Below are 25,805 nucleotides of genomic sequence, written 5' to 3' on the forward strand. Positions count from 1 at the left end.
ATCAAACTCTCCATAAAAAATTTATGATGTTTGATTAGCTCATAAAACTAAATAGTGTTTGTAACTTAAAGTTACATTTATTGGAATTAACGTTGACATATTGTCATTCAGTTTTCAATGTTCATTTTAGAAAATTTATAAATGGTGGAGACTAGCGGGATCGAACCGCTGACCTCCTGCGTGCAAAGCAGGCGCTCTCCCAGCTGAGCTAAGCCCCCATATTATTTAAGAAGTCGGGAAGACAGGATTCGAACCTGCGACCCCTTGGTCCCAAACCAAGTGCTCTACCAAGCTGAGCTACTTCCCGTATTTAATTAAATAAGGTTTGAATTTTAAATGGCGCGCCCGATAGGAGTCGAACCCATAACCTCTTGATCCGTAGTCAAACGCTCTATCCAGTTGAGCTACGGGCGCTATATTTAAAAAGATGGTGCCGAGGACCGGAATCGAACCGGTACGGTGATCTCTCACCGCAGGATTTTAAGTCCTGTGCGTCTGCCAGTTCCGCCACCCCGGCAAAAAATGGAGCGGAAGACGGGATTCGAACCCGCGACCCCCACCTTGGCAAGGTGGTGTTCTACCACTGAACTACTTCCGCATGTGGCTATTAAAATAATCGTATGAGCCATAGAGGATTCGAACCTCTGACCCTCTGATTAAAAGTCAGATGCTCTACCAACTGAGCTAATGGCTCAAAGATGGTGCCGGCCAGAGGACTTGAACCCCCAACCTACTGATTACAAGTCAGTTGCTCTACCAATTGAGCTAGGCCGGCTGTATTATTGAAATGGTGGAGAATGACGGGATCGAACCGCCGACCCTCTGCTTGTAAGGCAGATGCTCTCCCAGCTGAGCTAATTCTCCGACTTAGTAAGCCTGGCAACGTCCTACTCTAGCGGAATGTAAATCCAACTACCATCGGCGCTAAGGAGCTTAACTTCTGTGTTCGGCATGGGAACAGGTGTGACCTCCTTGCCATTGTCACCAGACAACAACTTACTCAATCAATTATACTATCGATTATTTCAACTTTCAATAGTTAATTTTACACTTTGTTAAAATTTCTTTTACAAGCGTTTTACAAAATTAACTTTCGTTTTTGACGACTTTTATATCATATAACATTTAAATGATAATGTCAATAACTTTTTTTGATTTTTTTAATTAGTTTTGTAAGCACTAACTAATTTGTTCTGTTTTTCGAGAACACTCATAATATATTAGCACATCATCTGCTCTGTGACTACTCTTTTTTTCTATAATTTTCAATGAATTTTTCACTCTTTTTTACTTTTGATATTATTGTTGAATTTTGATCTTTTTTAATATTTTTTTAACATTGTGCTAACATCTTTTCAATTTCTCAACATGCTTTACCATATTAACTTGAACATACGTCTTCTAAATAAAAAAACGCTATCTACTAGACTGTAGATAGCGTCGAAATTTTTACTGTTTATTATTTTTGTCTCATGTAAGGGAATAATAATACGTCTCTGATAGATGGTGAGTCTGTTAATAACATAACTAAACGGTCAATACCAATACCTAATCCACCTGTTGGAGGCATACCATATTCTAATGCTTCGATGTAGTCTTCATCCATTTCATGCGCTTCATCATTACCTTGTTCTTTCTCAACAAGTTGAGCTTCGAAACGTTGACGTTGATCAATAGGATCATTTAACTCAGTAAATGCATTTGCATGCTCTCTACCTACGATGAATAACTCGAAACGATCAGTGAATCTTGGATCTTCAGGATTTTTCTTAGCTAATGGAGAGATTTCAATTGGGTGGCCATAAATAAATGTTGGTTGAATTAATGTTTCTTCTACTTTTTGTTCGAAGAATTCATTTAAGATATGACCGTATTTCATATTATCTGTAATTTCAATACCATGTTCTTTAGCTAAAGCTTTAGCTTCGTCATCAGTTTTAACTTGATAGAAATCTACACCTGTAGCTTCTTTAACAGCATCTACAATGTGCAAACGAGTCCAAGAAGATTCTAAATCTATTTCTTCCCCATTATATTGAACTTTTGCTGAACCTAGAACTTCTTGCGCAATATGTCTAACCATTGATTCAGTTAAATCCATGATATCATGATAGTCAGCGTATGCTTCATATAATTCAATCATAGTAAATTCTGGGTTATGGCGTGTTGATACACCTTCGTTACGGAAGACACGACCAATTTCGTAAATTTTCTCAAGTCCACCAACAATTAAACGTTTTAAGTGTAGTTCAATCGCAATACGCATATATAATGTAGCGTCTAATGCGTTATGGTGTGTAACGAAAGGACGTGCAGCAGCACCACCAGCGATTTGATGCATCATTGGTGTTTCAACTTCTAAGTAACCTCTTTGATTTAAATAGTTTCTCATTTCTTGAATAATTTTACTACGATTGATAAATGTACGTGTACTTTCTTCGTTAGTAATTAAATCTAAATAACGTTGACGGTATCTTTGTTCGATATCTTGTAAACCATGGAATTTATCAGGTAATGGTCTTAACGCTTTTGATAATAATGTAAATGATTTAGCTTTAACTGATAATTCACCTGTATTTGTTTTGAACATTACACCTTCAATACCAACGATATCGCCTAAGTCAGCACTTTTCCAAAGGTTATCAAAGTCTTCTTCTCCAATTTGGTCTTTACGCACGTAAATTTGGATTTGGCCTGTTAAATCTTGAACATGTGCAAATCCAGCTTTACCTTTACCACGTTTTGTCATTAAGCGACCAGCAATTGAAACGTGGCTATCGTCTTCTTTATCATGTAATTCTTCTTTAGAGAATTGATCCCATTGTTCTTTTAATTCGCTCGCTGTAGCCGTACGTTCAAAACGTTTACCAAATGGATCGATTCCTAAATCGATTAATTCTTGTAGTTTTTGACGACGGACCTGCATTTGGTCATTCATTTCTTCTGACATAACTTTCTCTCCTTTAGCTTCATTATTCTTGCCAATCATTCCATATATTCATATTGAAATCCTTACAAGCAAGATATCTATCAATTTTTGTTCAGTATTAGCTTGGTTTAATGTTTCGTATGCTTTACTGTTAACTTTTCACGTTTAAGGTACTAAGATGCAGGTTTAAGCATTTTCATTTCACCATTTTCATCTTTTAATTTTACTAAACGATGGAAAGGTAATAAAGCATTTTCTCATTTATCCATACCCGAACCCTTTCCTAATCATAACCTCTTAATCTTTATACTTCTTAACGGTATCGTCAGCCATAACTAACTCGCCAATCGTTTGATGAGAGCGAGGTTCAACTTTATTTGGAGCTATATCATTTAAAGGTATTAATACAAAGGCACGTTCATTCATGCGAGGATGCGGAATACTTAAATCCTCTTCTTCGACTACCTCGTCGCCATATAATAAAATGTCGACATCTAATGTTCTAGGGCCCCAACGAATGTCTCTAACTCTATGCAAATGTTGTTCTGTTTCTAAACAACGTTGAAGAAGTGCTTGAGAGGATAATTCTGTGTTGATTTCTATGCATAAATTTAGAAAATTAGGTTGATCCGTATAGCCGACTGGTGCGGTTTCATAGATTGGGGAAGTTTGAACTACATCGATTCCTTCAGTACTATCAATTAGTCGAATGGCTTCTTGTAATTGCTGTTCTCTATCTCCAATATTACTTCCTAAACCTAAATATGCTTGTACCATTTAACGATTCTCCCTCACTATCTCTATCCCTACACCATCATAATGTCCTGGTATAGGTGGGTTCTCTTTAGTGATTCTGACTTTCGTTTCCATTACACGATTATAGTGTGAATTTATACGTTTTGCAATACGTTCAGCTAGATGCTCAATTAAATTGCAAGGTGGTCCTTCTACAATCTCTTTTACATCTTCGAATACTTCGCCATAGTGTACTGTATCAGTAACATCATCGGATTTACCCGCTTCAGCTAAGTCTACTTTTAATGTCACATCGACTACGAAGATTTGTCCTATTTCATTCTCTGCAGAAAGCGCACCGTGATATCCATAAAAACGCATGCCTTTAAGAAAGATTATGTCGTTCATCTTCATTCTCCTTTAAGAAGTCCATACTTTGACCTAAGCGTGCATTAAGTTGAACATTATGCACGCGTACAGCTTTAACGCCTTTCATTATACCATAGGCCGTAGTAGCAGCCGTCGCTTCATCTCGTTCTAGTGCTTTCGTTTCTGTACCTATCATTTCTTTAATGAATCGTTTACGGCTTGTCGCTAATAAAATAGGATATTCTGTCGCTACTAGCTCATCTAATCGCGCCATCACTTCGTTTTCTTCTTCACGCGTTTTCGCGAAGCCAATACCTGGGTCTAACCAAATTTTATGTTGAGGAATACCAGCCATTTCAGCCTTGTTTGCCTGTGTCATTAAAGATAACAGCATTTCCTCTACTACAGGTTGCTCACGATGTCCATCGCCATTGTGCATTAATACAATTTCCGCGTCGTATTCAGCAACTTTATCAATAATTTTAGGATCGTATAATCCAGCCCATTGGTCGTTAATCATCGTTGCGCCAAGTTTCAAGCAAGCTTCGGCTACTTCACTACGATACGTATCCACTGATATTTGCACACCTAGAGGTACTAATTTTTCTACCACAGGTACCACACGGTCTAATTCTTCTTCAAGTGGCACTTCAGTGTAGCCTGGTCTTGTAGATACGCCCCCTACATCTATTATATCTACGCCTTCTTCAATCATTTCTTTGGCACGTGCCAAGGCGTTTTCTACTGAGTTGTATTTTCCTCCATCAGAGAATGAGTCAGGCGTCACATTTAAGATGCCCATAATTTTTGTTTTCGTCATTATTGTCACCCTTCGCTTTTTTGAAAATGAAAACGTAACTCTACGGCCACGTTTCAATTTTTTATTCACTTTTAATGATACACTCATTTGAACAACATTGCAGTGTTCGTAATTGAGGAATTAGTTTAAAACGAGTACGTGTATTGCAGTGCCTTTTCAAAAATAAAAAAAGCTAGCAAAGCAATGAAGCTTCACTAGCGTATCAATAGCGACGTCTAATTAGTCGTCGAATGAATATAATGGTGTTGATAGGTAACGTTCACCGTTACTTGGTAATACAGTTACAACTGTTTTACCTTTACCTAATTCTTTAGCTTTTTGGATAGCTGCGTAGATTGCTGCGCCTGAAGAAATACCTGCTAAGATACCTTCTTCTTTAGCGACGCGACGAGCTGTTTCCATTGCAGTGTCGTTACCCACTTTAATGATGCTTTCGTAAATCTCTGTGTTTAACGTGTCTGGTACGAAACCTGCACCTAAACCTTGTAATTTATGTGGACCAGGTTCGCCACCGCTTAATACTGGTGAAGCTTCTGGTTCGATTGCAACGATTTCGATGTTAGGATATTTTTCTTTTAATACTTTACCTACACCAGATAATGTACCACCTGTACCTACACCTGCTAAGAATGCATCGATTTGTTTACCTTCGAATTGTTCAACAAGTTCTGGACCAGTTGTTAACGCGTGTACTTCTGGGTTAGCTGGGTTCTCGAATTGTTGTGGTTCAAAGTAACCATGTTCTTCTTTTAATTCTTTGGCTTTTTTAATAGCACCTTTCATAGCTTCTGATCCTGGTGTTAATACTAATTCAGCACCGTAAGCTTTTAATAGGTTACGACGTTCTGAACTCATTGTTTCAGGCATTGTAAATACTGCTTTATAACCTTTAGCAGCACATACGAAAGCTAATCCAATACCAGTGTTACCACTTGTAGGTTCTACGATTGTATCGCCAGGTTTAATTTTGCCTTCTTTTTCAGCTTTTTCGATCATAGCTAATGCGATACGGTCTTTAACTGAACCACCTGGATTTTGATATTCTAATTTTACATAAACATCTGCTGCATCTTCGTCTACTACGTTTCTTAATTTTACTACCGGTGTATTGCCAATGATTTGTGTAATATTATCTACTGGTTTTTGTGCCATTGAAAAAACGCTCCTTTAACATTCTAATTTAAAACTTAGTTTTTCTATCGGATATAGTTATATTCTATCAGAATTTTCTAAAAAGACAAAGAGAATTATTTTTACGCGACTAAAAATGTTACTTTTTTCTTATATATAAGAAGTTTACCACAAACTCATTTTAATAAACTCAGAAGGTTTTTAGAGGAAGTTTGTGGAACTGTAAATTAAAGTATAGCGTCTATAAGTGTTTCTTAAAGTTTAGCAACTTATTATTTCATTGAAGCAAGTAATTCTTCTAATTCACCTTCAGAATATTGGTATTTATTACCACAGAAGTGACATATTGCTTCAGCGCCGTGGTCTTCTTCAATCATGCTTTGAATTTCTGCTTCTCCTAATCCTTTAATTGCGTTTAAGAATTTCTCGTGACTGCAGTTACATTCAAATTGCGCATCCATTGTTTCTAAGATTTGAACATTATCTTCTCCAAGAATTTCATTTAAGATGCCTTCTGGTGTTAAACCTTGTTCGATTAATTTAGAAACAGGTTGCATGTTATTAATCGCTTCTTCTAATTTAGTAACTGTTTCATCTTTTGCACCAGGCATTACTTGAATGATGAAGCCGCCTGCTGCTTTAATTGAATTATCTGGATTAACTAATACACCTAATCCTACTGATGATGGTGTTTGTTCACTCGTAGCAAAGTAATATGTGAAATCTTCACCTAATTCACCAGACACAATTGGACTTGCCCCTGAGAAATAGTCTTTCATACCTACATCTTTGACAACTTGAATTGAACCATCTGTTCCCACTGCACGTCTGACATCTAATTTACCTTGTGCATTAAGTGGGAAATGTGTTTGAGGGTGATCTACATATGCACGTACGTTACCTTGTGCATCCGCATCAGCAATGATACGTCCAATTGGCCCTTTACCATCTACTGTTACTGTTAGTTTTTGATCGCCTTTTAACATTGCTCCCATTAATAAAGTAGCTGTCATTGTTCTTCCCATTGCAGCTGAAGCTGTTGGCCATGTATAATGACGTGTTTGACCTTCTTGGACAGATTCAGTAGTTAAAGCGGCATACGCACGAATTTCTCCATCGAAAGCTAATGATTTTACGATATAATCATGTGTCATTTATTTATCTCCTTTATTGCAGTTTATATTTTTATATTACTTATTTTTTTGAAAATTAAAAACCAAAGTGTCAATTTCTTTAAGGACATTTATTCTACACTGGTTTAATAAGAATATGAAGTAACTTGCTTTATGCTCATTATTCCAAACGATATGACGTATTAAAAAATCTCTTTCAACTAAGGCGCGTACCTTAGTGAAAGAGATTGTAATCTTTGAAGCATGTATTTATCTATTTAGGATCATTTGGATTATACGGTTTGTCGATATTCGGTGATTGTTCGTAGCCTGTATCATCCTCGTCGTCTGAACGTTTACGAGAACCTGAATGATGTTCTTCATGAGCATCATCACGGTAGCGATCCTGTTCATCACGATAAGGTCTACCTTCACGTTGACGATGTCTACGCTCGTTATTAATGTCACGGTGTTCTTTACGGTCTTCCTCTTCTTTTTCACGACCTTCGTCTAATTGTTCTTTGCGAATGTCATCATAAGATTTACCGTATTTACCTTGACTGAATTCTGAATCGTCATCATCTTTTACAACGCGAGCAGCATCGTAATCAACTTCAGGTAATACACCATCATAGAATAATGAACGAATTTGTTCAGCTACTAATGTTTCTTCAGTTAATAATGTCTTAGCAATCAGTTTTAATTGCTCTTCATGTTCTAATAAGATTTGTTTACAACGTTCATATTGTTCTTTAATGATACGTTGTACTTCTTTATCAATTTCATAAGCAATTTGACCAGAGTAGTTAGGTTCACCTTGCATATCTTTACCTAAGAATACTTGGCCGCCACCGCTTGATGAGAATTGTAATGGTCCAAGTTTTTCACTCATACCATATTCAGTAACCATAGAGCGCGCAATTTGAGTCGCACGTTCAAAGTCATTAGAAGCACCTGTAGATACTTCATGGAAGTTAATATCCTCAGATACACGTCCACCTAATAATCCACAAATCTTATCTAATAATTCTGGTTCTGTCATTAAGAAGCGATCTTGCTTAGGTAACATCATTGCATAACCACCGGCTTGACCACGAGGTACAATCGTTACTTTATGCACGACTTCTGCTTCATCAAGTACCATACCAATAACTGTGTGACCAGCTTCGTGGTGTGCTACAATATTACGTTCTTTATCAGAGATAACACGTGATTTCTTCGCTGGACCAGCAATAACGCGGTCTGTAGCTTCTTCAATATCACGCATATCAATTTTATTTTTACCTTCACGCGCTGCGATTAATGATGCTTCGTTTAGTAAGTTCTCTAAGTCGGCACCTGAGAATCCTGGCGTTCTTTGAGAAATCGCTTTTAAATCCACCGTTTCATCAAGTGGTTTATTCTTAGCGTGAACATGTAAGATCGCTTCACGACCTTTAACATCTGGACGACCAACTTGAATTTGTCTATCGAAACGACCTGGACGTAATAACGCAGGGTCTAGGATATCTGGACGGTTAGTTGCAGCAATCATGATAATACCTTCATTTTCACCGAAGCCATCCATTTCAACTAATAATTGGTTAAGTGTTTGTTCACGTTCATCATGTCCGCCACCAACACCAGCGCCACGTTGACGACCAACAGCATCAATTTCATCGATGAAAATGATACATGGTGCATTTTTCTTAGCATTTTCGAATAAATCACGTACACGACTTGCACCTACACCGACGAACATTTCAACGAAATCAGAACCACTGATTGAGAAGAAAGGCGCGCCCGCTTCACCTGCAACGGCACGTGCTAATAATGTTTTACCTGTACCTGGAGGGCCAACTAATAAGACCCCTTTAGGTATTCTTGAACCCATTTGTTTGAATTTTTTATTATCTTTTAAGAAGTCAACAATCTCGATTAATTCTTGTTTTTCTTCATCTGCCCCAGCAACATCAGTGAAACGAACACGACGTTTTTGGTTGTCGTACATTTTTGCTTTAGATTTACCAAAGTTCATCATACGACCGCCACCGCCGCCACCTTGTGCTTGGCTAAGGAAGAAGATAAATAATAAAGCAATAACTAATACTGGAATGAGTGTAGTCAACATGCTGACAAATACACTTTGTTTTTCTTCTTCTTTAACGTTAAAATCTAGTCCTTTTTGACTGCGTGCTTCATCTGTAATTTTCTGTAAGTCTTTATCGTTATTGTATAAAATCGTTGAAGAATAGTCTTCATTATTTTTCGTTTTACCACTTACCAAGTACACATTTTGCTCAGGTTGGATTTGTAAGGATTTAAGGTCACCTTTATCCAATTTTTCTACAAATTGTGAATAGGAAAGTTGTTTCGGCTGAGTGCCATTCCCATTTATGTATGAGAAGATGCCGAATAGAATAACGCCAATCATTGCGATAACTAGCACATTGCGAAAAGCTTTCTGCATGCGTCATTTCCTCCTATTTCTATAATAAAGCTAACAAAAATTGTAACACAACACTTCTGTTGAAGGCTAGCATTTCAACTTTTGTAGCACTTTTCTATTTTTCAATTTCCCAATATCATTATTTCTACATTCGAACCGTTTCTTTATGAAAAAAGAAAGCAAATTTTTAAAAACATCCCATACTTTTCAGAGTAAAAATAATTAATATAAAATGAAGTCTACACTAATTTATAAGTTAAGTATAGTTATAATAATGTAAACAACACTTAATGCATTATTAGTTAAAAATCTTTAATTATTTACTATAAATTTCAGGTTTTAATGTTCCGATGTATGGTAAATTACGATAGTGTTCAGCGTAATCTAAGCCATAACCTACAACGAATTCGTCAGGAATCTTCTTACCTACATATTTCGCTTCAATATCTGCTTTACGACGGTTTGGTTTGTCTAATAATGTCACGATTTCTAAAGAATTAACTTTACGTGATTGAAGTAATTCAGTAATTGATTTTAAAGTTGTACCAGTTTCTAAAATATCTTCAATAATTAACACGTCTTTATTTTCAATAGAAGAACCTAAGTCTTTTAAGATTTGAACTTCTCCAGTAGATTCTGTACCACCGTGGTAACTTGAAACGTCCATAAAATCAATAGCTAAATGTGTATCAATGCGTTTGATTAAGTCAGCCATAAACATAACAGAACCTTTTAAGATACCTACACATACAAGCGGTTTATCTTTATAGTCGCGAGTAATTTGCTCACCTAATTCCTTACAAATCGTTTGAATATCCTCTTCTGTTAATAAAATACTTTTTAAATCGTCCTTCATTTATCATTCATCTCCAATTTTTTAATATCTATATTATTTTTATAATTTGTTTTTATATATAAATGACCCACCGCAATAATAGTATGTTGTTGGTCTTCAATCAATGGCATATTTTCACGTTCATCGTTACTCACTTTATTATCAATGAATAAGCGACTGACTTTTTTATGACCTTCACGTCCATTCATCTTAATTTTATCTCCGTTACGACGTGTACGAATCGTTAAAGGCCACTCCCAGCAAGCGTTTTGAGCATGAATGGTGATGACATATTTTCCGAAATAATAAGTTCCAGGTTGTGTCACCACTTGCGCTTTGAGTGCAGGTGTTTCTTTTTTAGCCATTATTATAAATTTATCATAAGCAATTTGAATTATCCATGTTTCAGAAAGAGTAATCTCAATTTGTGCGACACGACTATTAATTTGTTCAAACCACTCTTCATAATTTTTTTCTGACAATGAAACCCGCAAATGGATAGACTCAAACAACTGATCCAATAATACCATTTTAGTTATATTGTCCAATTGATTAAAAGCATTTCGTGAAAATTGAATACGTGTACGCGCCGTGTTGATTGCAACTTCATGTTGAGTAAATTCATTCACACGTTGGCGTGTATGTTGTAATTGTATATCGTGCCAGGCTTTTAATTTTAATAACTGAGCTGTATCGAGGTCTACATTGTCATCTATAGAAGGTAAAAGTCGATTGCGAATATCATTACGCGCGTATTTATTGTCACTATTTGAAGCATCTTCATAGTAAGGAACCTGATGTAATTGTTGGTAACTATGAATGTAAGATTTATACGTATTTAATAATGGCCGACATAATTTATAATGTCCGCGCCATGACATGTCATCCATGCCAAGTGAACTACGTGTGGACCTTCCAGTAAATATACGATAAAAAATCGTTTCTAGTTGATCATTTAAATGATGAGCGGTTAATAAAACGTCCGCTTCGAGTTGCTGCATCATCTTATCAAACCATGTATACCGTTGTTGTCTGGCATCTGCTTGAATACTTCTCCCTTGTTGCACTAGCTCAGATAAATCTAAGTGTTTTACATAACAAGGCACTTCATGTTGAGCGCAAAAGTGACGAATAAATTCTTCTTCTTGTTGCGAGGCTTCTCTTAAACCATGGTTAATATGTAAACATGAGATACGCGCATAAGTATGGGAAAGATCATAGATTAAGCTATGTAAAAGACACATGCTATCTATACCAGTGGATACTGCGATGACAATATGGTCTTTTTTATCCCATAGTGATGTATTTACTTCCACTTTGTCGACCTCCTACTTCTTTCTTTAACCTTTACAACTGGATGCTATTATCAAAAAAAGGAGTGGGACTGAATTCTAAATATAGAATTCGTGATCCCACCCCGCACAGATAATAAATACCAGAAGTCGATTACCTGTTGCGCACATAAACTATACCTTTTATTTTTTAAAGCATACATGCTCGTATCATATAGCTATAGTTTAACTTTGACCTCTAGAGTATATTCAAATTAACGTCTTGAACCTTTACCGCCACGTCTTGATTCAGTTTGGCGTTTAATTGAAGTTAATTTATCTTCACTATCTTTCAAGAAGTTACTTAATTTCTTTTCAAAATCTTCACCTTTTTGTTGAGGTGTTTTATTTTGATGAGATTTATGATGTGGTCTGCGTGGACGATCTTTCGCTTTTTTAATTGAAAGACTGATTTTACCGTCTTCAGCAATTGATAAAACTTTTACTTCAACTTCGTCTCCAACTGATAAATGGTCTTCTACATTCTCAACATAGTTATCAGCTACTTCACTGATATGAACTAAGCCGCTTTTCCCTTCAGGTAACTCTACGAACGCACCAAATTTTTTGATACCAGTAACTTTACCTTTTAGCTTATTTCCTACTTCGATTGACATATTCTAAATAAATCCTCCCGATTTTGATTCGATTTTAACCTTATTATATTCCTGTTTTAATATTTTCACAATGCTATACAATGATTATTTTGTACAAGATAACCATCACTATTTTCTAACTATCTTCCAATTATCTAGTTGCTATCGGAGGATTGAGAATCTGATGATTTCTTATCATTTGGTAATTTAAATATCACTTCACCTTTATTACTCAAGTAATAATCATCTCTTGCGATTTTTTCGATATAATCTTTATCATTTAAATTATTGAGTTCTTCTTTTAATGCTAATTCTTCATCTTGTTTCTTTTGGAATTGCTCTTCTTTATGTTTACGTTCAACAGCTGCTTGCTCATTACTGTGTTTTTGGACGACAAGCATGATAGATAGAATAAGGATAATGGCTAACAATAAGCCTCCAAAGACTGTAATACGACGACGTACCACACGCATCTTTTTTTGTTGACGTCTTTTCTTACGATTTCTCTCAGAGGTATACTGGTTACCAATATTTTCCACCTTATTACTCATAGCTTGCCACCTCCTTCAATCTATTCTTCATTGAATTCATTGTTAATACGTTCTTCTTTAATCAAATCATACATACCTTTGGCATTTTCTTTCGATGCATGTTCACTTAAACCTGTAACTTTCACAGTAACGCGTTTTTGACCGAAACGAATTACTAATTCGTCTTCTAATTTTACGTCTGTACCCGCTTTGGCTACGTTGCCATTGACTGTGATACGACCTTGGTCGCTGATTTCTTTCGCTAATGTACGACGTTTCACTAGTCGTGATACTTTTAAATATTTATCTAATCTCATGAATTACGCTCCCCTTGTTGTAAGAAATTTCTAAGGGTTTCTTCATCAAAATCCTTATTTTTTGTTTTATCATACAATGACATGAAATGGTCTGCAAATACTTTCTCGAATTTTACGCGTGGCGTTTTGCCTTCTTTACTTTTCGCTGTAGCCCAAAAGTCATTCAAGTCGTCAATCGATTCCGCTTCTTCTTCTCCGAAAATGTGTGGATGACGACGTATCATCTTCGCATTTAAACTTTCAATGATTTCTTTAATATCCATGTAGCCTTCTTTTTTACCAATACTTGCATGTAATAACACTTGCAACAAGATATCGCCGAGTTCTTCAATCATGTGCCAATCATCTTCATTGTCTATAGCTTCAAATAGTTCGAAACTTTCTTCAATTAAATAGCGTTTTAACGACTCATGCGTTTGAACGCGGTCCCATGGACAACCATTCTCGTCGTCTACTAAGCGGTCAATTGTCTGAACTGCGAAATCGAAGTCTTGGTACATCGCTTCATCATCTGTTACTTTAGGCACGAAAACGCTCGTTAAATTATTAAAAATGGCTTCGTCTCGGTCTAACTCGAACAATGGTACTTCTACTACATTAGCACCTGTACTATGAGCGCCGGTTACAACTTTAACTAACATATCATCTGGATAACGTTCCATTAATGTAATTTTAATATCAGCGGCAACCATAGCACTATAGACTTGAGTAATAAGGGTATGCGTGCGAATGTTTAACACATTTTCAGATAAAGCAGTTCCATCTAATAAAGTGAAACCATCGTTAGGATCTTCATCAATCGCTGCAAATACATCATCGATAAAGCTTTTACCACCTAACACTTTAACATCTACATCGTCATGAGTTGCGCTATATTCAAGCAATTTAGCTGTTGTCGTTTCTGCCACACGAGGATGGCCTGGTACTGCATAAACAATATCATCTGTCGCAGCTTTCTCGATCAATGTATCTACAATTTGTTGATAGACTGACGCGAAGTCATCGTTATTCTCATAAATACTGTCGAAACTTTCAAATGTTAATTCATTCTGTAAGCTAGCAATTACTGGATGATCAACTGTACGTGCATAAATATGTTGCTGTTCTTTAAGGAAACGATAGATACCAAGCGGTAAATCATCTATATCATAGTTCCCTAAACCAACAATTGTAATTGTGTGTGTCATGAACGTCTTCCTTTCTTCATAAGATAGAGTTTATCACCGAACGGTAAGTGTTTAAGTTCTTTATATCCTAAAATGTTCATATACATAACTAAGGCGAGTAAAACACCAACACCAATAACGGCTACAATTAGAAGTTCTACCAGTCCACCTAAACGTCCAACGGGTGGCATAATATACATCACGCATTGAACTACAAGTGACATGATAGCTAAAGCGACTAGTGTCTTTAATATAAAATAGCGCATGCGATTAAAACGATAATGTTTTATTACTTCAATGTGTAAAACAATGCCAAATAAAATAAGTGAAACCACAGTACTGATACTTGCGCCTACAATGCCGAAGTGATGAATAAGTACAATATTCAGTATAGTTTTAGATATCAATCCTATTATAACGCCAATGATTATTGGACGAATACGATTAAATACTTGTAGTAAAGCAATATCCATCATGATAAGCGACACGCATATCACTGTTAACATATAAAATCCTAATGTGAAACTTAGGCTATCTGTTTTGAAGAAGACATGGTTCATAATAGGCAATAAATTAATCAATCCGACACCTGCCGCCGCACTGATCAAAATTGTAATTTTAAGTGAAGCGTTCGCGTAGCGATTCATTTGCACTCTATTATGGTCTTCAATCGCTTGTGTTAACAATGGAATGAGTACAAAGCTAAATGTAGTTGTAACAATAAGTCCCATCTGAATGAAAGAGGCACCTCGATCGTATATCCCTTTTTGCATAATAGCTTGTTTGAATTGAAGTCCAAATGACTGTAAGGTATGAACGACTGTGAAGCTATCTATAAATTGCCACATGATGACTAATAGCTGACTTAGGGCAAAGATGACGGTAGCTATTAGTAGTTGTTTCCACGGGATATGGTTTGTTGGGTTCTGCCTTTTCAAAGGGAAAGGCTTGGTGAACATTAGGTATAGGCTTGAGCCTAGGAATCCTAGTGCTGAGGCTAGGATGGCGAGTGTGCCGGCTTGGTATATGGTCCAGTGTTTCAGCGTGAATAGTGCGATGGCAATGATGATGATGCCAACGCGGATGAATTGTTCTATTACCTGGGAAATGGCAGGTATGTGCATGTGTTGTCTGCTTTGATAGTAGCCGCGAAATACGCCGAGTACGCCGATGAAGAGGTAGCTTAGGCTTGCCATTCTCAGCATGGGTGCAAGGTGTGGATCGCCCATGAGTCTCGCGATGGGATGAGCTAGGACTAGGATGATGGCGAAGATGGCCAATCCTAGTATTTGGAATCCGATAAGCACTCTGGAAAAGGCAGAGGCCTGACCGTTGCTACCTAGTGTTTGTGTGACGGCGCTTGGGATGGCATTCATTGACAGGATCATGCCTAATGCAACGATTGGATAAATCTGTTGATAGGCATAGAGTCCAGTATCGCCAAGTACATTTTGATATGGGACACGGTAAATGGCGCTTAAGATTTTCACGATGACGAGTGCTAAGGTGAGTACGACTACTCCATTGAAGGCAGCATGTTGCTGAGATGACTCTGTCAATGATGCTTGGTTCGTTGATTTCTTGTTAATTGTCGGTGATGCTGATGGTGGTGCTTGTGTTGATTGGTGTTTAGAGTTCATGTTCAATAACCATGCTTCCTTCTAAGCATTTAACTAAGAATTTCAGATTCTCGAGCCATTGTTTCGATTTCGTTAAAGTGATGTGCATTTTACCTTCTTTTACGCCGAGTTTCATTGCGCGTCCTAAAGGTTGGGTTTGTTTAAATAGTTCTTCACCATTAATTTGTTCTGTACCTTTCGCTGATAAGAAGACTTCAATTTGCTTGCCTTTATCTTTGATTAGCGTCACACCTGCATGTAAGGCATGTATTTTAATTTCTACCATTTCTAATAGGCGTTCTACTTCTACTGGATAATCGTTGAAACGATCGATTAATTCGTCTTTGATATCGAAAAGTTGTTCTTCTGTTTCTACTTTACGTAGCTTTTTATAAATTTCAATTTTAGCTTGTTCATTTTGAATATATTGCGCTGGTAGGTAAGCATCAAGATGTAATTCCATTTCGACTTCTGGTGCATCAGGCGCTTCTTCTTTGATGCCGCGTTTTTCATTAACGGCTTCTTCAAGCATTTGTGAGTACAAGTCGAAACCGACTGAGTCGATGAAGCCATGTTGTTGTTTACCTAACAAGTTACCTGCGCCACGGATGTTTAAGTCACGCATTGCAATCTTAAATCCTGAACCTAATTCAGTAAATTCTTTAATGGCTTGTAAACGTTCTTCGGCAGTTTCAGTTAATACTTTGTTTGCTGAATGTAAAAAATAGGCATAACCGATACGACTTGAACGTCCTACGCGTCCACGTAATTGATACAGCTGACTTAAACCAAAGCGATCCGCTTCTTCAATAATTAATGTATTGGCATTTGGTACGTCGACCCCTGTTTCAATAATGGTTGTAGTAACTAAAATATCATATTCGCCATTGATGAAACTTAACATGGTTTCTTCAAGGTCACGCTCAGTCATTTGACCATGTGCGACCGCAATGTTAGCTTCTGGCATTAACATTTGGAGTTGCTCACGCTTTTCGTAAATCGATTGTACTTTGTTATAAAGGTAGAACACTTGTCCATCACGTGACAATTCTCGTTCTAAGGCTTCTTTTATAAAGTTACTATTCTGTTCAAGGACATAAGTTTGTACAGGGAAGCGGTTCTCTGGTGGTGTTTCAATCACTGATAAGTCACGTACCCCTAGCATACTCATGTGCAATGTTCTAGGAATTGGCGTAGCTGTAAGTGTTAATACATCGACATTGGTTTTTAATGTTTTAATACGTTCTTTATGACGTACACCGAAACGTTGTTCTTCATCGACAATCAGTAAACCTAAATCTTTATATTGAATATCTTTACTCAATAGTTTGTGGGTGCCGACAACGATGTCCACGTAACCAGACTTCAAGCCTTCTTTCGTTTCTCTTACTTCTTTTGCAGAGCGGAAACGACTTATAAGTTCAATTTGGACTGGGAAATCCTGCATACGCTCAATTAATGTTTCATAATGTTGCTGCGCTAAAATTGTAGTTGGCACTAGGAACGCCACTTGTTTCCCTTCCATCACTGCTTTAAAGGCTGCACGAACGGCTACTTCTGTTTTACCGTAACCTACGTCACCACAAAGTAAGCGATCCATAGGACGTTCACGTTCCATGTCGCCTTTGATTTCTTCAATTGATTTCGCTTGGTCTGGTGTTAATTCGTAAGGGAAGTCCATTTCAAACGCGGTTTGTTCTGCCGTATCTTCTCCATATTGATAGCCAACAGACATTTCACGTTCTTTATAAAGCGCGATAAGTTCATCTGCAATGTCTTCAACACTTTGTTGAACTTTCGCTTTCGTTTTCTTCCATTCAGAACCGCCTAATTTATTAAGACGCGGTGATTTATCTTCCGAAGCGACATATTTTTGAACTTGATCCATTTGATCAACAGGTACAAATAATTGGTCCGTACCTTTATATTGCAATTTAATATAGTCGCGGTGCACGTCGCCAACTTCAAGCGTTTCCACACCTAAATAACGGCCTACACCATGATGTACGTGAACAATATAGTCACCTACATTTAAATCTTGGTAAGATTTAATCTTTTCAGCGTTAGACATCGTTTTCGTACGTTTACGTTGCTTTTTCTGTTTCGTTTTGAAAAGCTCTCGCTCAGTAATCACGACCAATTGCATATACGGAAGTTCGTAACCTTCAGATAAACTACCTTCTGTGACGATAGCTTGGCCACTTTGAACTTCACTATGAATATTTGTCACGGTAGGAATATGCATTTCATTTAACATCGATTGAATACGGTCGACTTTCGTTTCCGTTTCGACAAGTACGACAATTGTATAATCATTATGAACATATCGTTGGAATTCAGAACGCATGATATCGTATTGACCATAAAATTGTTGTACGGGTTTACATGAGAACTTAATAATGTGTTGTAACCTTACTGGCATTGAAGACGTAAATAATGTGAAATAAGTGACAGGATATTGTCCAATAAGCGTTTCAAAGCCATCATATTGCATGAATGATTGTCCGATAAAACCATTACCACTTTCAATTAGATTTTGGATAAAATCATCCACTTCAGTAGTTAATGTCTTCTCAGTTTCTTTAATACGATTATACTCGTCGGCTACTATGATGGCGTCCTTTTCAAAATAATCAATAAGCGTAGACGGCTTCTCATACATAAATGCCACCAGACGACGTAATAATTGATGATCGAAAAATGTCGATTCAAATAATTTGAAACTTTCGTAAGTTTCCTTCAAATCATTACGGACGGATTTATCGATTTTAGGACGTGTATGTTCATAAGCGGCTTGCAACTCTGTTTGAAGATGTTGAATGACTTCATCAGTAATCACGTAATCGCTCGCAGTTGTAATATCAACGCTTTCAATATTGTCATTTGAACGTTGAGTTTCAACGTCAAAATCACGAATCGAATCTACTTCTGTATCAAATAATTCAATTCTAACCGGCTGTCCTATTAATGGATAAATATCGATAATGCCCCCGCGTAGAGAGAATTCACCAATATGAGATACGACGCTTTCACGACGATAACCCATATTAACCAGTTTATTTAATAAACCGTCGACATCAATATCATCACCAACGTTTAGCGTGATTTGATGGTCTTTCCACATATCTACTGGTGTGAGCCATTTTTTCAAACCATTTAATGGAACGATAAATAACCCTTTCTCATTATGAGCTAAGGCAGTTAACGTGCGTACACGTTCACTCATAAGTTGAGGGCTTTGCGTTGAGAATTCTTCCGTCATAATATCTTGAACTGGATATTTATAAACTTCTGAACTATCTACATATTGTAAGATGTCTGTTTCTAACTTATCTGCTTGATATAAATTATTTGTAATTAATAACATTTGGCGCTGATCACTGAGATACTTTTCAGCGATAATCGTCGCTTTTGCCGAGGGAGAGAGGCCTGTTACGAGAATATTCTCTTGGCCGAAGACTTGGTCGAGTTCCTGGAATCGTTTATCTTTCTGAATATAATCTGAAATGATGGTTCTCAATTGACTTCTCCATTATATTCATTCATCACATGGTCAAAGCGTGAACTTTCAATAAATGATTCTACCGCTTGTGCAGCATGTTCAATCACTTTCTCCATTGTTATCATTTCATCTTTTGAAAATTTCTGTAATACATAATCCGGAACTGACATACCGTTCGTTGGTCTCCCTACACCAATACGAATACGTTTAAATTGATCGGTACCAAGATGTTTAATGATGGATTTCATACCGTTATGACCGCCAGCACTTCCTTTTTGACGCAAGCGAATGTGACCTTGAGATAAATCTAAATCATCATAAAGAACAATTAAATCTTCTACATCAACATTATAGTAATCCATTAAAGGCCCTACTGCTTCTCCTGACAAATTCATCATTGTCATCGGTTCGATAAATAGAACTTTATCGCCATTAAGGTGTTCAATCGTATAAGCACCTTTAAACTTTTGTTTATCTAATGAAAAGTGATGTTTCTCTAAAAGATAATCAATCACTTCAAAGCCGATATTGTGTCTTGTTAGTTCGAAACGTTTACCTATATTTCCAAGACCCACAATACATTTCATACGTGCAACCTCCAATGTGTTTTAATAGACGTTTTCACCAGTTCAGATGTCCGTCATATTGATTAATCATTATTCTATAACATTCCCTATCATAACACAAAAAAGGAGTGGAACAGAATTCATTGTTCCACCCTTACAAAGATCTCTAGAGCTAAGAACAGCTTACATATAAGTGTCTCCTCAACTCAGTTCACTACTGTGAATTTACCTTGTAGTTTTAAAATATTATCTTTTATCCTAGATTCTTAAAAAACAAATTATCATTTGTTAAATTATCCAATATGATAATAATCCGATGAACTATTCTTGAATTTATAGATAACTCACAAAGGAACAGACTATGAAGAACTTAAATACGCATACACTTACGTAAGTAGTTCTAAAATGGATAATGAAACGTAGTTGAGTGACGCCTGAGGGAACAGGATGAGTGTTGAGACCAAGGCTCAACCCAGCCCCCTAGGCAAGCATCTCAACTTAAGTGAAATGATCATCCATTTAAGAACTACTTTAGAGACAGCACCCCTGGAAAGTGAAACAACTTAAACGAGTGAATATCTATCTAAGAACTACTTTACGACCCATTCCCCTAAAAAACATGCGCATAAAAAAACTGCCCACAAAGTCTGAGACTTTGTCGACAGTTTGAGACGAATTATTCTTCGTCTTTATTTTCTTCGTCTTCGCTATCTTCTTTTTCTTCGCCAGCAACTTCTGGTTCTTCAGTTGCAGCTTCACCTTCCATAGCTTCGATTTCCTCTTCACTTGGTTCGTCAGTTGGAGGTACTACTGTTACTACAGATTCTTCAGGATCGTTTTCGATAGTGAAGTCACCAGATACTTTGATATCAGCAACTGAGTAGCTATCATTGATTTGTAATTCAGTGATGTCTACTTCGATTGCTTCAGGAATATTTTCTGGAGTAGCTGTAACTTCTAAGTCGAATAATGGTTGTTCAACTACGCCGCCTTCTTTAGCGCCAGCAGCTTCACCAACTAAGTGAACTGGTACTTCAACAGTACGTTCTTCAGTCATGTTGATTGCTAAGAAGTCGATGTGTGTAATTTGGTTTTTAAGTGGATCAAATTGATAATCTGATACCATTACTTTAATTGTTTTAGAACCTACGCCTAAATCAATTACACCGTTACGTCCAACTTCACGAATAACTTTGATGAATTCAACTTCATCAACTTTAACTGAAGTATTTCTAGTACCGTAACCATAAACTACTGCAGGTACTTTACCTGTGTTACGTAATTTTTTAAGGTCAGAACGAGTTTGTTTACCTTGACGGATGATTGACTTTAATGAAGCCATTCGTATTTCCACCTTTCATAATTAAAGTTTTGACACGTACTATTATCTGACAACATCTGTCTATATGTGATGCTCTCATATATAAATAAATGGTCTAAACTTATCCTCACTTACCCATCAACTTAAAAAGTTGCTTGCAAGTGTTTATTCGTTCGTAAAACCACGAACGAATGTATTATACACGGTTGGAAATGAGAAGTCAAACGCATTTGTAAATTTTAGTCAAATAATACACTCACTGATTCTCTTTCGTATACGCGAATAATTGCTTGTGCTAATAATCCAGCTACAGATAATTCTTTTGTGTTTGCTGGTTTGCGACTATCGTCAAGTAAAATTGAGTTAGTCACGATTAATTCTTTAATTGCTGAATTTTCGATACGCTCTTTAGCAGGGCCTGATAAAACAGGGTGTGTACAACATGCATAAACTTCTTTAGCACCTTTATCTTTAAGAGCTTGTGCAGCTAATGTGATTGTACCTGCTGTATCAATAATGTCGTCAATAATAATCGCTGTACGGCCTTGAATATCACCAACAATATTCATAACTTCAGCTACGTTTGGTTTTGGACGACGTTTATCAATAATCGCAATCGGAGTTTTTAAAATGTCAGCTAATTTACGTGCACGTATTACACCACCATGGTCAGGTGAAACAACTACGCATTCTTCTGGATTAATGTTAGGGTCATTTTCAAAATGTTGACCAATAATAGGTACGCCCATTAAGTGGTCGATTGGAATATCAAAGAATCCTTGGATTTGAGGCGCATGTAAATCTAATGCGATCATACGATTTGCACCAGCTGTTTCAATTAAATTAGCTACTAATTTCGCTGTAATAGGTTCACGGCTACGTGCTTTTCTATCTTGACGTGCATAACCATAATAAGGAACTACAATATTAATATTCGCTGCAGATGCACGTTTACAAGCATCAATCATAATTAATAATTCCATTAAATGTAAGTTAACAGGGTATGACGTTGGTTGAATAATGAAGACATCACAACCACGAATACTTTCTTCGATATTAATTTGAATTTCACCATCACTGAAGCGTTTTACAGAACATTTACCTAATTCAATCCCTACTCGATCAGCAACTTCTTGTGCTAATGGTTCATTCCCTTTTAAAGAGAAAATCTTTAAAGATGAATTTTTGTATTCATTATTTAACATTTATAGTCCTCCAATTTTTTACTTAGACACTCTTATTATATAAAAAATCAATAACTTTTACTATGTTCAACAAAAAAACTAAAAAAAGAAGTTCTTTATATTATTAAAAAACTATTTTTTAACATAGCCTTCTTTAGTGACTTGACGCGCACGAGCAAGTGCTAAGCTATCTTGTGGAATATCGTCTGTAATCGTAGATCCTGCTGCAATTAACGAGCCATCGCCAACAGTTATCGGTGCTACTAAGTTTGTATTACATCCGATAAATGCATCTTTGCCAACCGTTGTCTTAAATTTATTAACACCATCGTAGTTAACCGTAATAGAACCGCAACCAATGTTCGTACGTTCACCAATTTCAGCGTCACCAATGTAACTTAAGTGAGATACTTTCGCACCGTCTTTGAGTTCTGCTTTTTTCACTTCTACGAAATTACCTACTTTAACTTCATTGCCTAAATTTGAGCCTGGACGTAATTGAGCAAATGGACCTACTTTTGTTTTATCGCCAACTACTGAATCATTAATTACAGATTGTTTAATGTCAACATGTGAACCAATCTGACTATTATTGATTTCTGAGTATTGACCAATCACTGTTTCTTCACCGATTTTAGTTGTACCATTGATGCGCACACCGGGTTCGATAATTGTATCCATACCAATTTCCACATCTGGTCCAATAAATGTAGTCGTAGGGTCGATAATTGTTACGCCATTTCTCATATGTTGAATGTTAATGCGTTGTTGTAACGCTTTTTCTGCATTACTTAGCATCACACGATCATTCACACCCATAATTTCGTTAAAGTCATCCGTATGATAAACTTCTGCGATACCTTTATCTTCTAAAATTAAGGCAATCACATCAGGCAAGTAGTATTCACCTTGGGCATTATCATTTTTAACTTGAACAAGCTTTTCAAATAAAACTTTATTATCAAATGCAAAAATACCTGAACTAATTTCAGTTAAACGTTTCTCTTCTTCTGTCGCATCTTTTTCTTCTACGATACGGCTAAGTTGATTGTTGTCATCGCGTACAATGCGTCCATAACCAAATGGAATTTGAGCCGTAGCAGATAACACCGTTGCTTGTGCTTTAGATTGTTCATGATGTTCAATTAATTTATTTAATGTTTCAGCTGTAATTAAAGGTGTGTCACCACATACAACTAGAGTTGTGCCTTCTTTATTTTCTAAATGCTCTTGTGCCATTTTAACCGCGTGTGCCGTTCCTAGTTGTTCTTCTTGATAACTATATAACGATTGATCACCCAAAGTTTCTTTTACTTGGTCCGCGCCATGACCTACAATTGTTACAATTTGGTCTACGCCTGCGCGTTTTACATTTGTTAGTACATGGTCAATCATTGATTTGCCAGCAACTTTATGTAGCACTTTATATTGTTTTGATTTCATTCTTGTGCCTTTACCAGCTGCTAATATTACCGCGTTTCTTTGCATGAATGGTAACCCTCCAATAATTTTTACACTTCATAGTTATTATAATTTAACTCAACTTCGAGTTTCAATATAGGAAATAAACAGAAAACTAATTTGATACAAAAAGACTTCGTCTCCTCGACTTTTATTCTCATTTTTAAAATATCTTTATGTACTCATATTTTCATAAAAAAACAGGCTCAACAAAACGTGCGCTGAACCTGTGGAAATTTTATATATTTGATTAAGCTTCGTCTGATTCTTCTGATGAAGCGTTTTTATCAGGAATAACTTCATCTGTTTCGTCATATACTTTCATAACGGCATCTTGAATCTCTTGTCTCATGTCAGAGTTGATTGGATGCGCGATATCACGGAATTCACCATCTGGTGTACGTTTACTTGGCATAGCAACGAAAAGACCTGAGTTACCTTCAATTACACGTAAATCATGAATTACAAAAGCTTCATCAAGTGTAATTGAAACAAGTGCTTTCATTCTACCATCTGTTTGTATTTTTCTAAGTCTTACATCTGTCACTTTCATGCAGTGAGCCCCCCTGGTATATATCTTTGATTGGTTAGAAGCTTGACAATTGCTTAATTAAGAAAATTATATTCCTTTAACTTTACCTACTACTTCAATTTCAACTTTAACGTCTTTAGGTAAACGTGCAACCTCTACGCAGCTACGCGCTGGTTGATGTTCACTAAAGTAACTTCCATAAACTTCGTTAATTTGTTGAAATTCATTCATGTCAGAAATAAAGATAGTTGCTTTAACAACAGATTCTAAATCTGAACCCGCTTCTTCAAGTACAACTGATAAATTTTCAAGTACTTGTTTTGTTTGTTCTTTTACATCATCGCTAACAATATTTCCATCAGTATCTAATGGAATTTGGCCTGATGTAAATACTAAATTGTTCACGACCATTGCGTGTGAATATGGTCCTAAAGCTTCTGGTGCTTTATTTGTATTAATTGTTTTCATGCTGTAAAAACTCCTTTTACGAAAATTTAGACAAACTATTGCCAGGTTCTACTTTAAATTCCTGATTATATTCATCAACATCTGATAATTTGACTAAAGAAGTATAATCCTCAATCAATCTTTGTTTAACTTCTTTCGATTCTACAAGTACAGATACCCCTTTTACGTGTGCCTTAAACTCATTCATAAGATTCATCACACCATTAATTGAGCCACCTGCTCTCATAAAATCATCTACAACGAGAACATTTGAATTTTCAGCTAATGTTCGTTTAGAAAGTACCATAGTTTCTATTTTTCGAGATGAACCTGAAACATAATTGATAGATACAGTAGAACCTTCAGTGACTTTGTTATCTTTTCTAATTACCACTACAGGTAAATTTAATACGTTCGCTACTGCATTGGCAAGTGATATCCCTTTTGTGGCAATCGTCACGACAGCATCTAGCTTCTCATCCATATAAATACTTGCGATTAATTTACCTACTTTATTTAATAAAGAAGGATTGCCAACTAAGTCAGATAAGAATAAATAACCACCTGGCAATAAGCGTTCTTTCTCTTGTAGTAAGGCAATAATTTCATCAATGATCTCTGTAGCTTCCTCTTTACTCATCATTGGTTTATACGTTACCCCACCGCTTGCGCCGGCAGTTGTAATCACTGTTCCTAACTTTTCTTTTTGGAAAGTGTTCTTAATAATTTGAACGTCTTCGCTAATTGAGGACTTTGCTTGTTTAAATTTTTTTACGAAAAATGTTAAAGGTATTAACTGATTTGGATGATTCATTAAATATTGTGTCATAAAGACGATACGTTCGCTTCTTTTATACCTCATAAGTTCAACCCT

The 25,805-nt window shown here is 36.4% G+C and carries 22 protein-coding genes, 8 tRNA genes and 1 rRNA gene; all 31 read right to left on the minus strand.

What is annotated here, in order from left to right:
• Window positions 1-142: 142 nt before the first annotated feature.
• The 31 genes from E2558_RS11405 to purR all read right to left on the minus strand — a co-directional run bounded on the left by E2558_RS11405 (window position 143) and on the right by purR (window position 25,793).
• Window positions 143-218: transfer RNA gene (locus E2558_RS11405), tRNA-Ala, on the minus strand.
• 15 nt (window positions 219-233) lie between these two features.
• Window positions 234-307: transfer RNA gene (locus tag E2558_RS11410), tRNA-Pro, on the minus strand.
• Between the two features lie 30 nt (window positions 308-337).
• Window positions 338-414 (minus strand) — tRNA-Arg (locus tag E2558_RS11415).
• Window positions 415-428: 14 nt separating this feature from the next.
• Window positions 429-517: transfer RNA gene (locus tag E2558_RS11420), tRNA-Leu, on the minus strand.
• Between the two features lie 6 nt (window positions 518-523).
• Window positions 524-598 (minus strand) — tRNA-Gly (locus E2558_RS11425).
• Between the two features lie 23 nt (window positions 599-621).
• Window positions 622-694: transfer RNA gene (locus tag E2558_RS11430), tRNA-Lys, on the minus strand.
• 5 nt (window positions 695-699) lie between these two features.
• Window positions 700-775 (minus strand) — tRNA-Thr (locus E2558_RS11435).
• Between the two features lie 13 nt (window positions 776-788).
• A tRNA-Val gene (locus tag E2558_RS11440) sits at window positions 789-864 on the minus strand.
• A gap of 10 nt (window positions 865-874) precedes the next feature.
• Window positions 875-989, minus strand: a 5S ribosomal RNA gene (gene rrf / locus E2558_RS11445).
• 470 nt (window positions 990-1,459) lie between these two features.
• Entirely contained in the window at window positions 1,460-2,950 is a 1,491-nt protein-coding gene (gene lysS, locus E2558_RS11450) for a lysine--tRNA ligase (RefSeq protein ID WP_126566309.1), read from the minus strand.
• Between the two features lie 276 nt (window positions 2,951-3,226).
• On the minus strand, window positions 3,227-3,706 hold the full coding sequence (gene folK, locus E2558_RS11455; protein WP_126566307.1) for a 2-amino-4-hydroxy-6-hydroxymethyldihydropteridine diphosphokinase: 480 nt from the start codon (window positions 3,704-3,706) through the stop codon (window positions 3,227-3,229).
• The gene (gene folB, locus E2558_RS11460) at window positions 3,707-4,072 is read right to left on the minus strand and encodes a dihydroneopterin aldolase (RefSeq protein WP_126566305.1); all 366 of its coding nucleotides are present in this window, start codon (window positions 4,070-4,072) and stop codon (window positions 3,707-3,709) included.
• On the minus strand, window positions 4,050-4,853 hold the full coding sequence (gene folP / locus E2558_RS11465; RefSeq protein WP_126566303.1) for a dihydropteroate synthase: 804 nt from the start codon (window positions 4,851-4,853) through the stop codon (window positions 4,050-4,052). Before folP ends, folB begins: the two co-directional genes overlap by 23 nt.
• A gap of 219 nt (window positions 4,854-5,072) precedes the next feature.
• Window positions 5,073-6,005 carry a cysteine synthase A gene (gene cysK / locus E2558_RS11470; RefSeq protein ID WP_126566302.1) on the minus strand — a complete coding sequence of 311 codons (933 nt, stop codon included), beginning with the start codon at window positions 6,003-6,005 and terminating at the stop codon, window positions 5,073-5,075.
• A 251-nt stretch (window positions 6,006-6,256) separates the two neighbouring features.
• On the minus strand, window positions 6,257-7,138 hold the full coding sequence (gene hslO, locus E2558_RS11475; protein WP_126566301.1) for an Hsp33 family molecular chaperone HslO: 882 nt from the start codon (window positions 7,136-7,138) through the stop codon (window positions 6,257-6,259).
• Between the two features lie 232 nt (window positions 7,139-7,370).
• Window positions 7,371-9,545, minus strand: a complete 2,175-nt coding sequence (ftsH, locus tag E2558_RS11480; protein ID WP_126566300.1) for an ATP-dependent zinc metalloprotease FtsH — start codon at window positions 9,543-9,545, stop codon at window positions 7,371-7,373.
• A 295-nt stretch (window positions 9,546-9,840) separates the two neighbouring features.
• Entirely contained in the window at window positions 9,841-10,380 is a 540-nt protein-coding gene (hpt, locus tag E2558_RS11485; RefSeq protein ID WP_103365378.1) for a hypoxanthine phosphoribosyltransferase, read from the minus strand.
• Complete coding sequence (gene tilS / locus E2558_RS11490; RefSeq protein ID WP_126566299.1) at window positions 10,377-11,675, minus strand: tRNA lysidine(34) synthetase TilS; 1,299 nt, start codon at window positions 11,673-11,675, stop codon at window positions 10,377-10,379. Before tilS ends, hpt begins: the two co-directional genes overlap by 4 nt.
• Window positions 11,676-11,905: 230 nt before the next feature.
• Entirely contained in the window at window positions 11,906-12,307 is a 402-nt protein-coding gene (locus E2558_RS11495) for a S1 domain-containing RNA-binding protein (RefSeq protein WP_126566298.1), read from the minus strand.
• Window positions 12,308-12,441: 134 nt separating this feature from the next.
• Window positions 12,442-12,837 carry a cell division protein DivIC gene (divIC, locus tag E2558_RS11500; protein WP_126566297.1) on the minus strand — a complete coding sequence of 132 codons (396 nt, stop codon included), beginning with the start codon at window positions 12,835-12,837 and terminating at the stop codon, window positions 12,442-12,444.
• 20 nt (window positions 12,838-12,857) lie between these two features.
• A complete protein-coding gene (locus E2558_RS11505) occupies window positions 12,858-13,133 on the minus strand; it encodes an RNA-binding S4 domain-containing protein (protein WP_126566296.1) in 276 nt (91 codons plus the stop codon).
• The gene (locus tag E2558_RS11510; protein WP_126566295.1) at window positions 13,130-14,320 is read right to left on the minus strand and encodes a MazG nucleotide pyrophosphohydrolase domain-containing protein; all 1,191 of its coding nucleotides are present in this window, start codon (window positions 14,318-14,320) and stop codon (window positions 13,130-13,132) included. The genes E2558_RS11505 and E2558_RS11510 overlap by 4 nt, the downstream gene beginning before the upstream one ends.
• A complete protein-coding gene (locus tag E2558_RS11515) occupies window positions 14,317-15,858 on the minus strand; it encodes an oligosaccharide flippase family protein (RefSeq protein WP_371869286.1) in 1,542 nt (513 codons plus the stop codon). The genes E2558_RS11510 and E2558_RS11515 overlap by 4 nt, the downstream gene beginning before the upstream one ends.
• 70 nt (window positions 15,859-15,928) lie before the next feature.
• Window positions 15,929-19,438, minus strand: a complete 3,510-nt coding sequence (gene mfd, locus E2558_RS11520; RefSeq protein ID WP_126566294.1) for a transcription-repair coupling factor — start codon at window positions 19,436-19,438, stop codon at window positions 15,929-15,931.
• The gene (gene pth / locus E2558_RS11525; RefSeq protein ID WP_126566293.1) at window positions 19,435-20,007 is read right to left on the minus strand and encodes an aminoacyl-tRNA hydrolase; all 573 of its coding nucleotides are present in this window, start codon (window positions 20,005-20,007) and stop codon (window positions 19,435-19,437) included. The genes mfd and pth overlap by 4 nt, the downstream gene beginning before the upstream one ends.
• Window positions 20,008-20,662: 655 nt before the next feature.
• A complete protein-coding gene (locus tag E2558_RS11530) occupies window positions 20,663-21,328 on the minus strand; it encodes a 50S ribosomal protein L25/general stress protein Ctc (protein ID WP_126566292.1) in 666 nt (221 codons plus the stop codon).
• Window positions 21,329-21,546: 218 nt separating this feature from the next.
• The gene (locus E2558_RS11535) at window positions 21,547-22,512 is read right to left on the minus strand and encodes a ribose-phosphate diphosphokinase (RefSeq protein WP_126566291.1); all 966 of its coding nucleotides are present in this window, start codon (window positions 22,510-22,512) and stop codon (window positions 21,547-21,549) included.
• A 111-nt stretch (window positions 22,513-22,623) separates the two neighbouring features.
• The gene (gene glmU / locus E2558_RS11540; RefSeq protein ID WP_126566289.1) at window positions 22,624-23,979 is read right to left on the minus strand and encodes a bifunctional UDP-N-acetylglucosamine diphosphorylase/glucosamine-1-phosphate N-acetyltransferase GlmU; all 1,356 of its coding nucleotides are present in this window, start codon (window positions 23,977-23,979) and stop codon (window positions 22,624-22,626) included.
• 223 nt (window positions 23,980-24,202) lie between these two features.
• Entirely contained in the window at window positions 24,203-24,505 is a 303-nt protein-coding gene (gene spoVG, locus E2558_RS11545; protein ID WP_103298613.1) for a septation regulator SpoVG, read from the minus strand.
• A 66-nt stretch (window positions 24,506-24,571) separates the two neighbouring features.
• Window positions 24,572-24,952: a RidA family protein gene (locus E2558_RS11550; RefSeq protein WP_126566286.1), complete on the minus strand. Its 381-nt coding sequence runs from the start codon at window positions 24,950-24,952 to the stop codon at window positions 24,572-24,574.
• 16 nt (window positions 24,953-24,968) lie between these two features.
• The gene (gene purR / locus E2558_RS11555) at window positions 24,969-25,793 is read right to left on the minus strand and encodes a pur operon repressor (RefSeq protein WP_126566284.1); all 825 of its coding nucleotides are present in this window, start codon (window positions 25,791-25,793) and stop codon (window positions 24,969-24,971) included.
• Window positions 25,794-25,805: the final 12 nt, after the last annotated feature.

Source organism: Staphylococcus pragensis, assembly GCF_004785665.1.
Classification (GTDB): domain Bacteria; phylum Bacillota; class Bacilli; order Staphylococcales; family Staphylococcaceae; genus Staphylococcus; species Staphylococcus pragensis.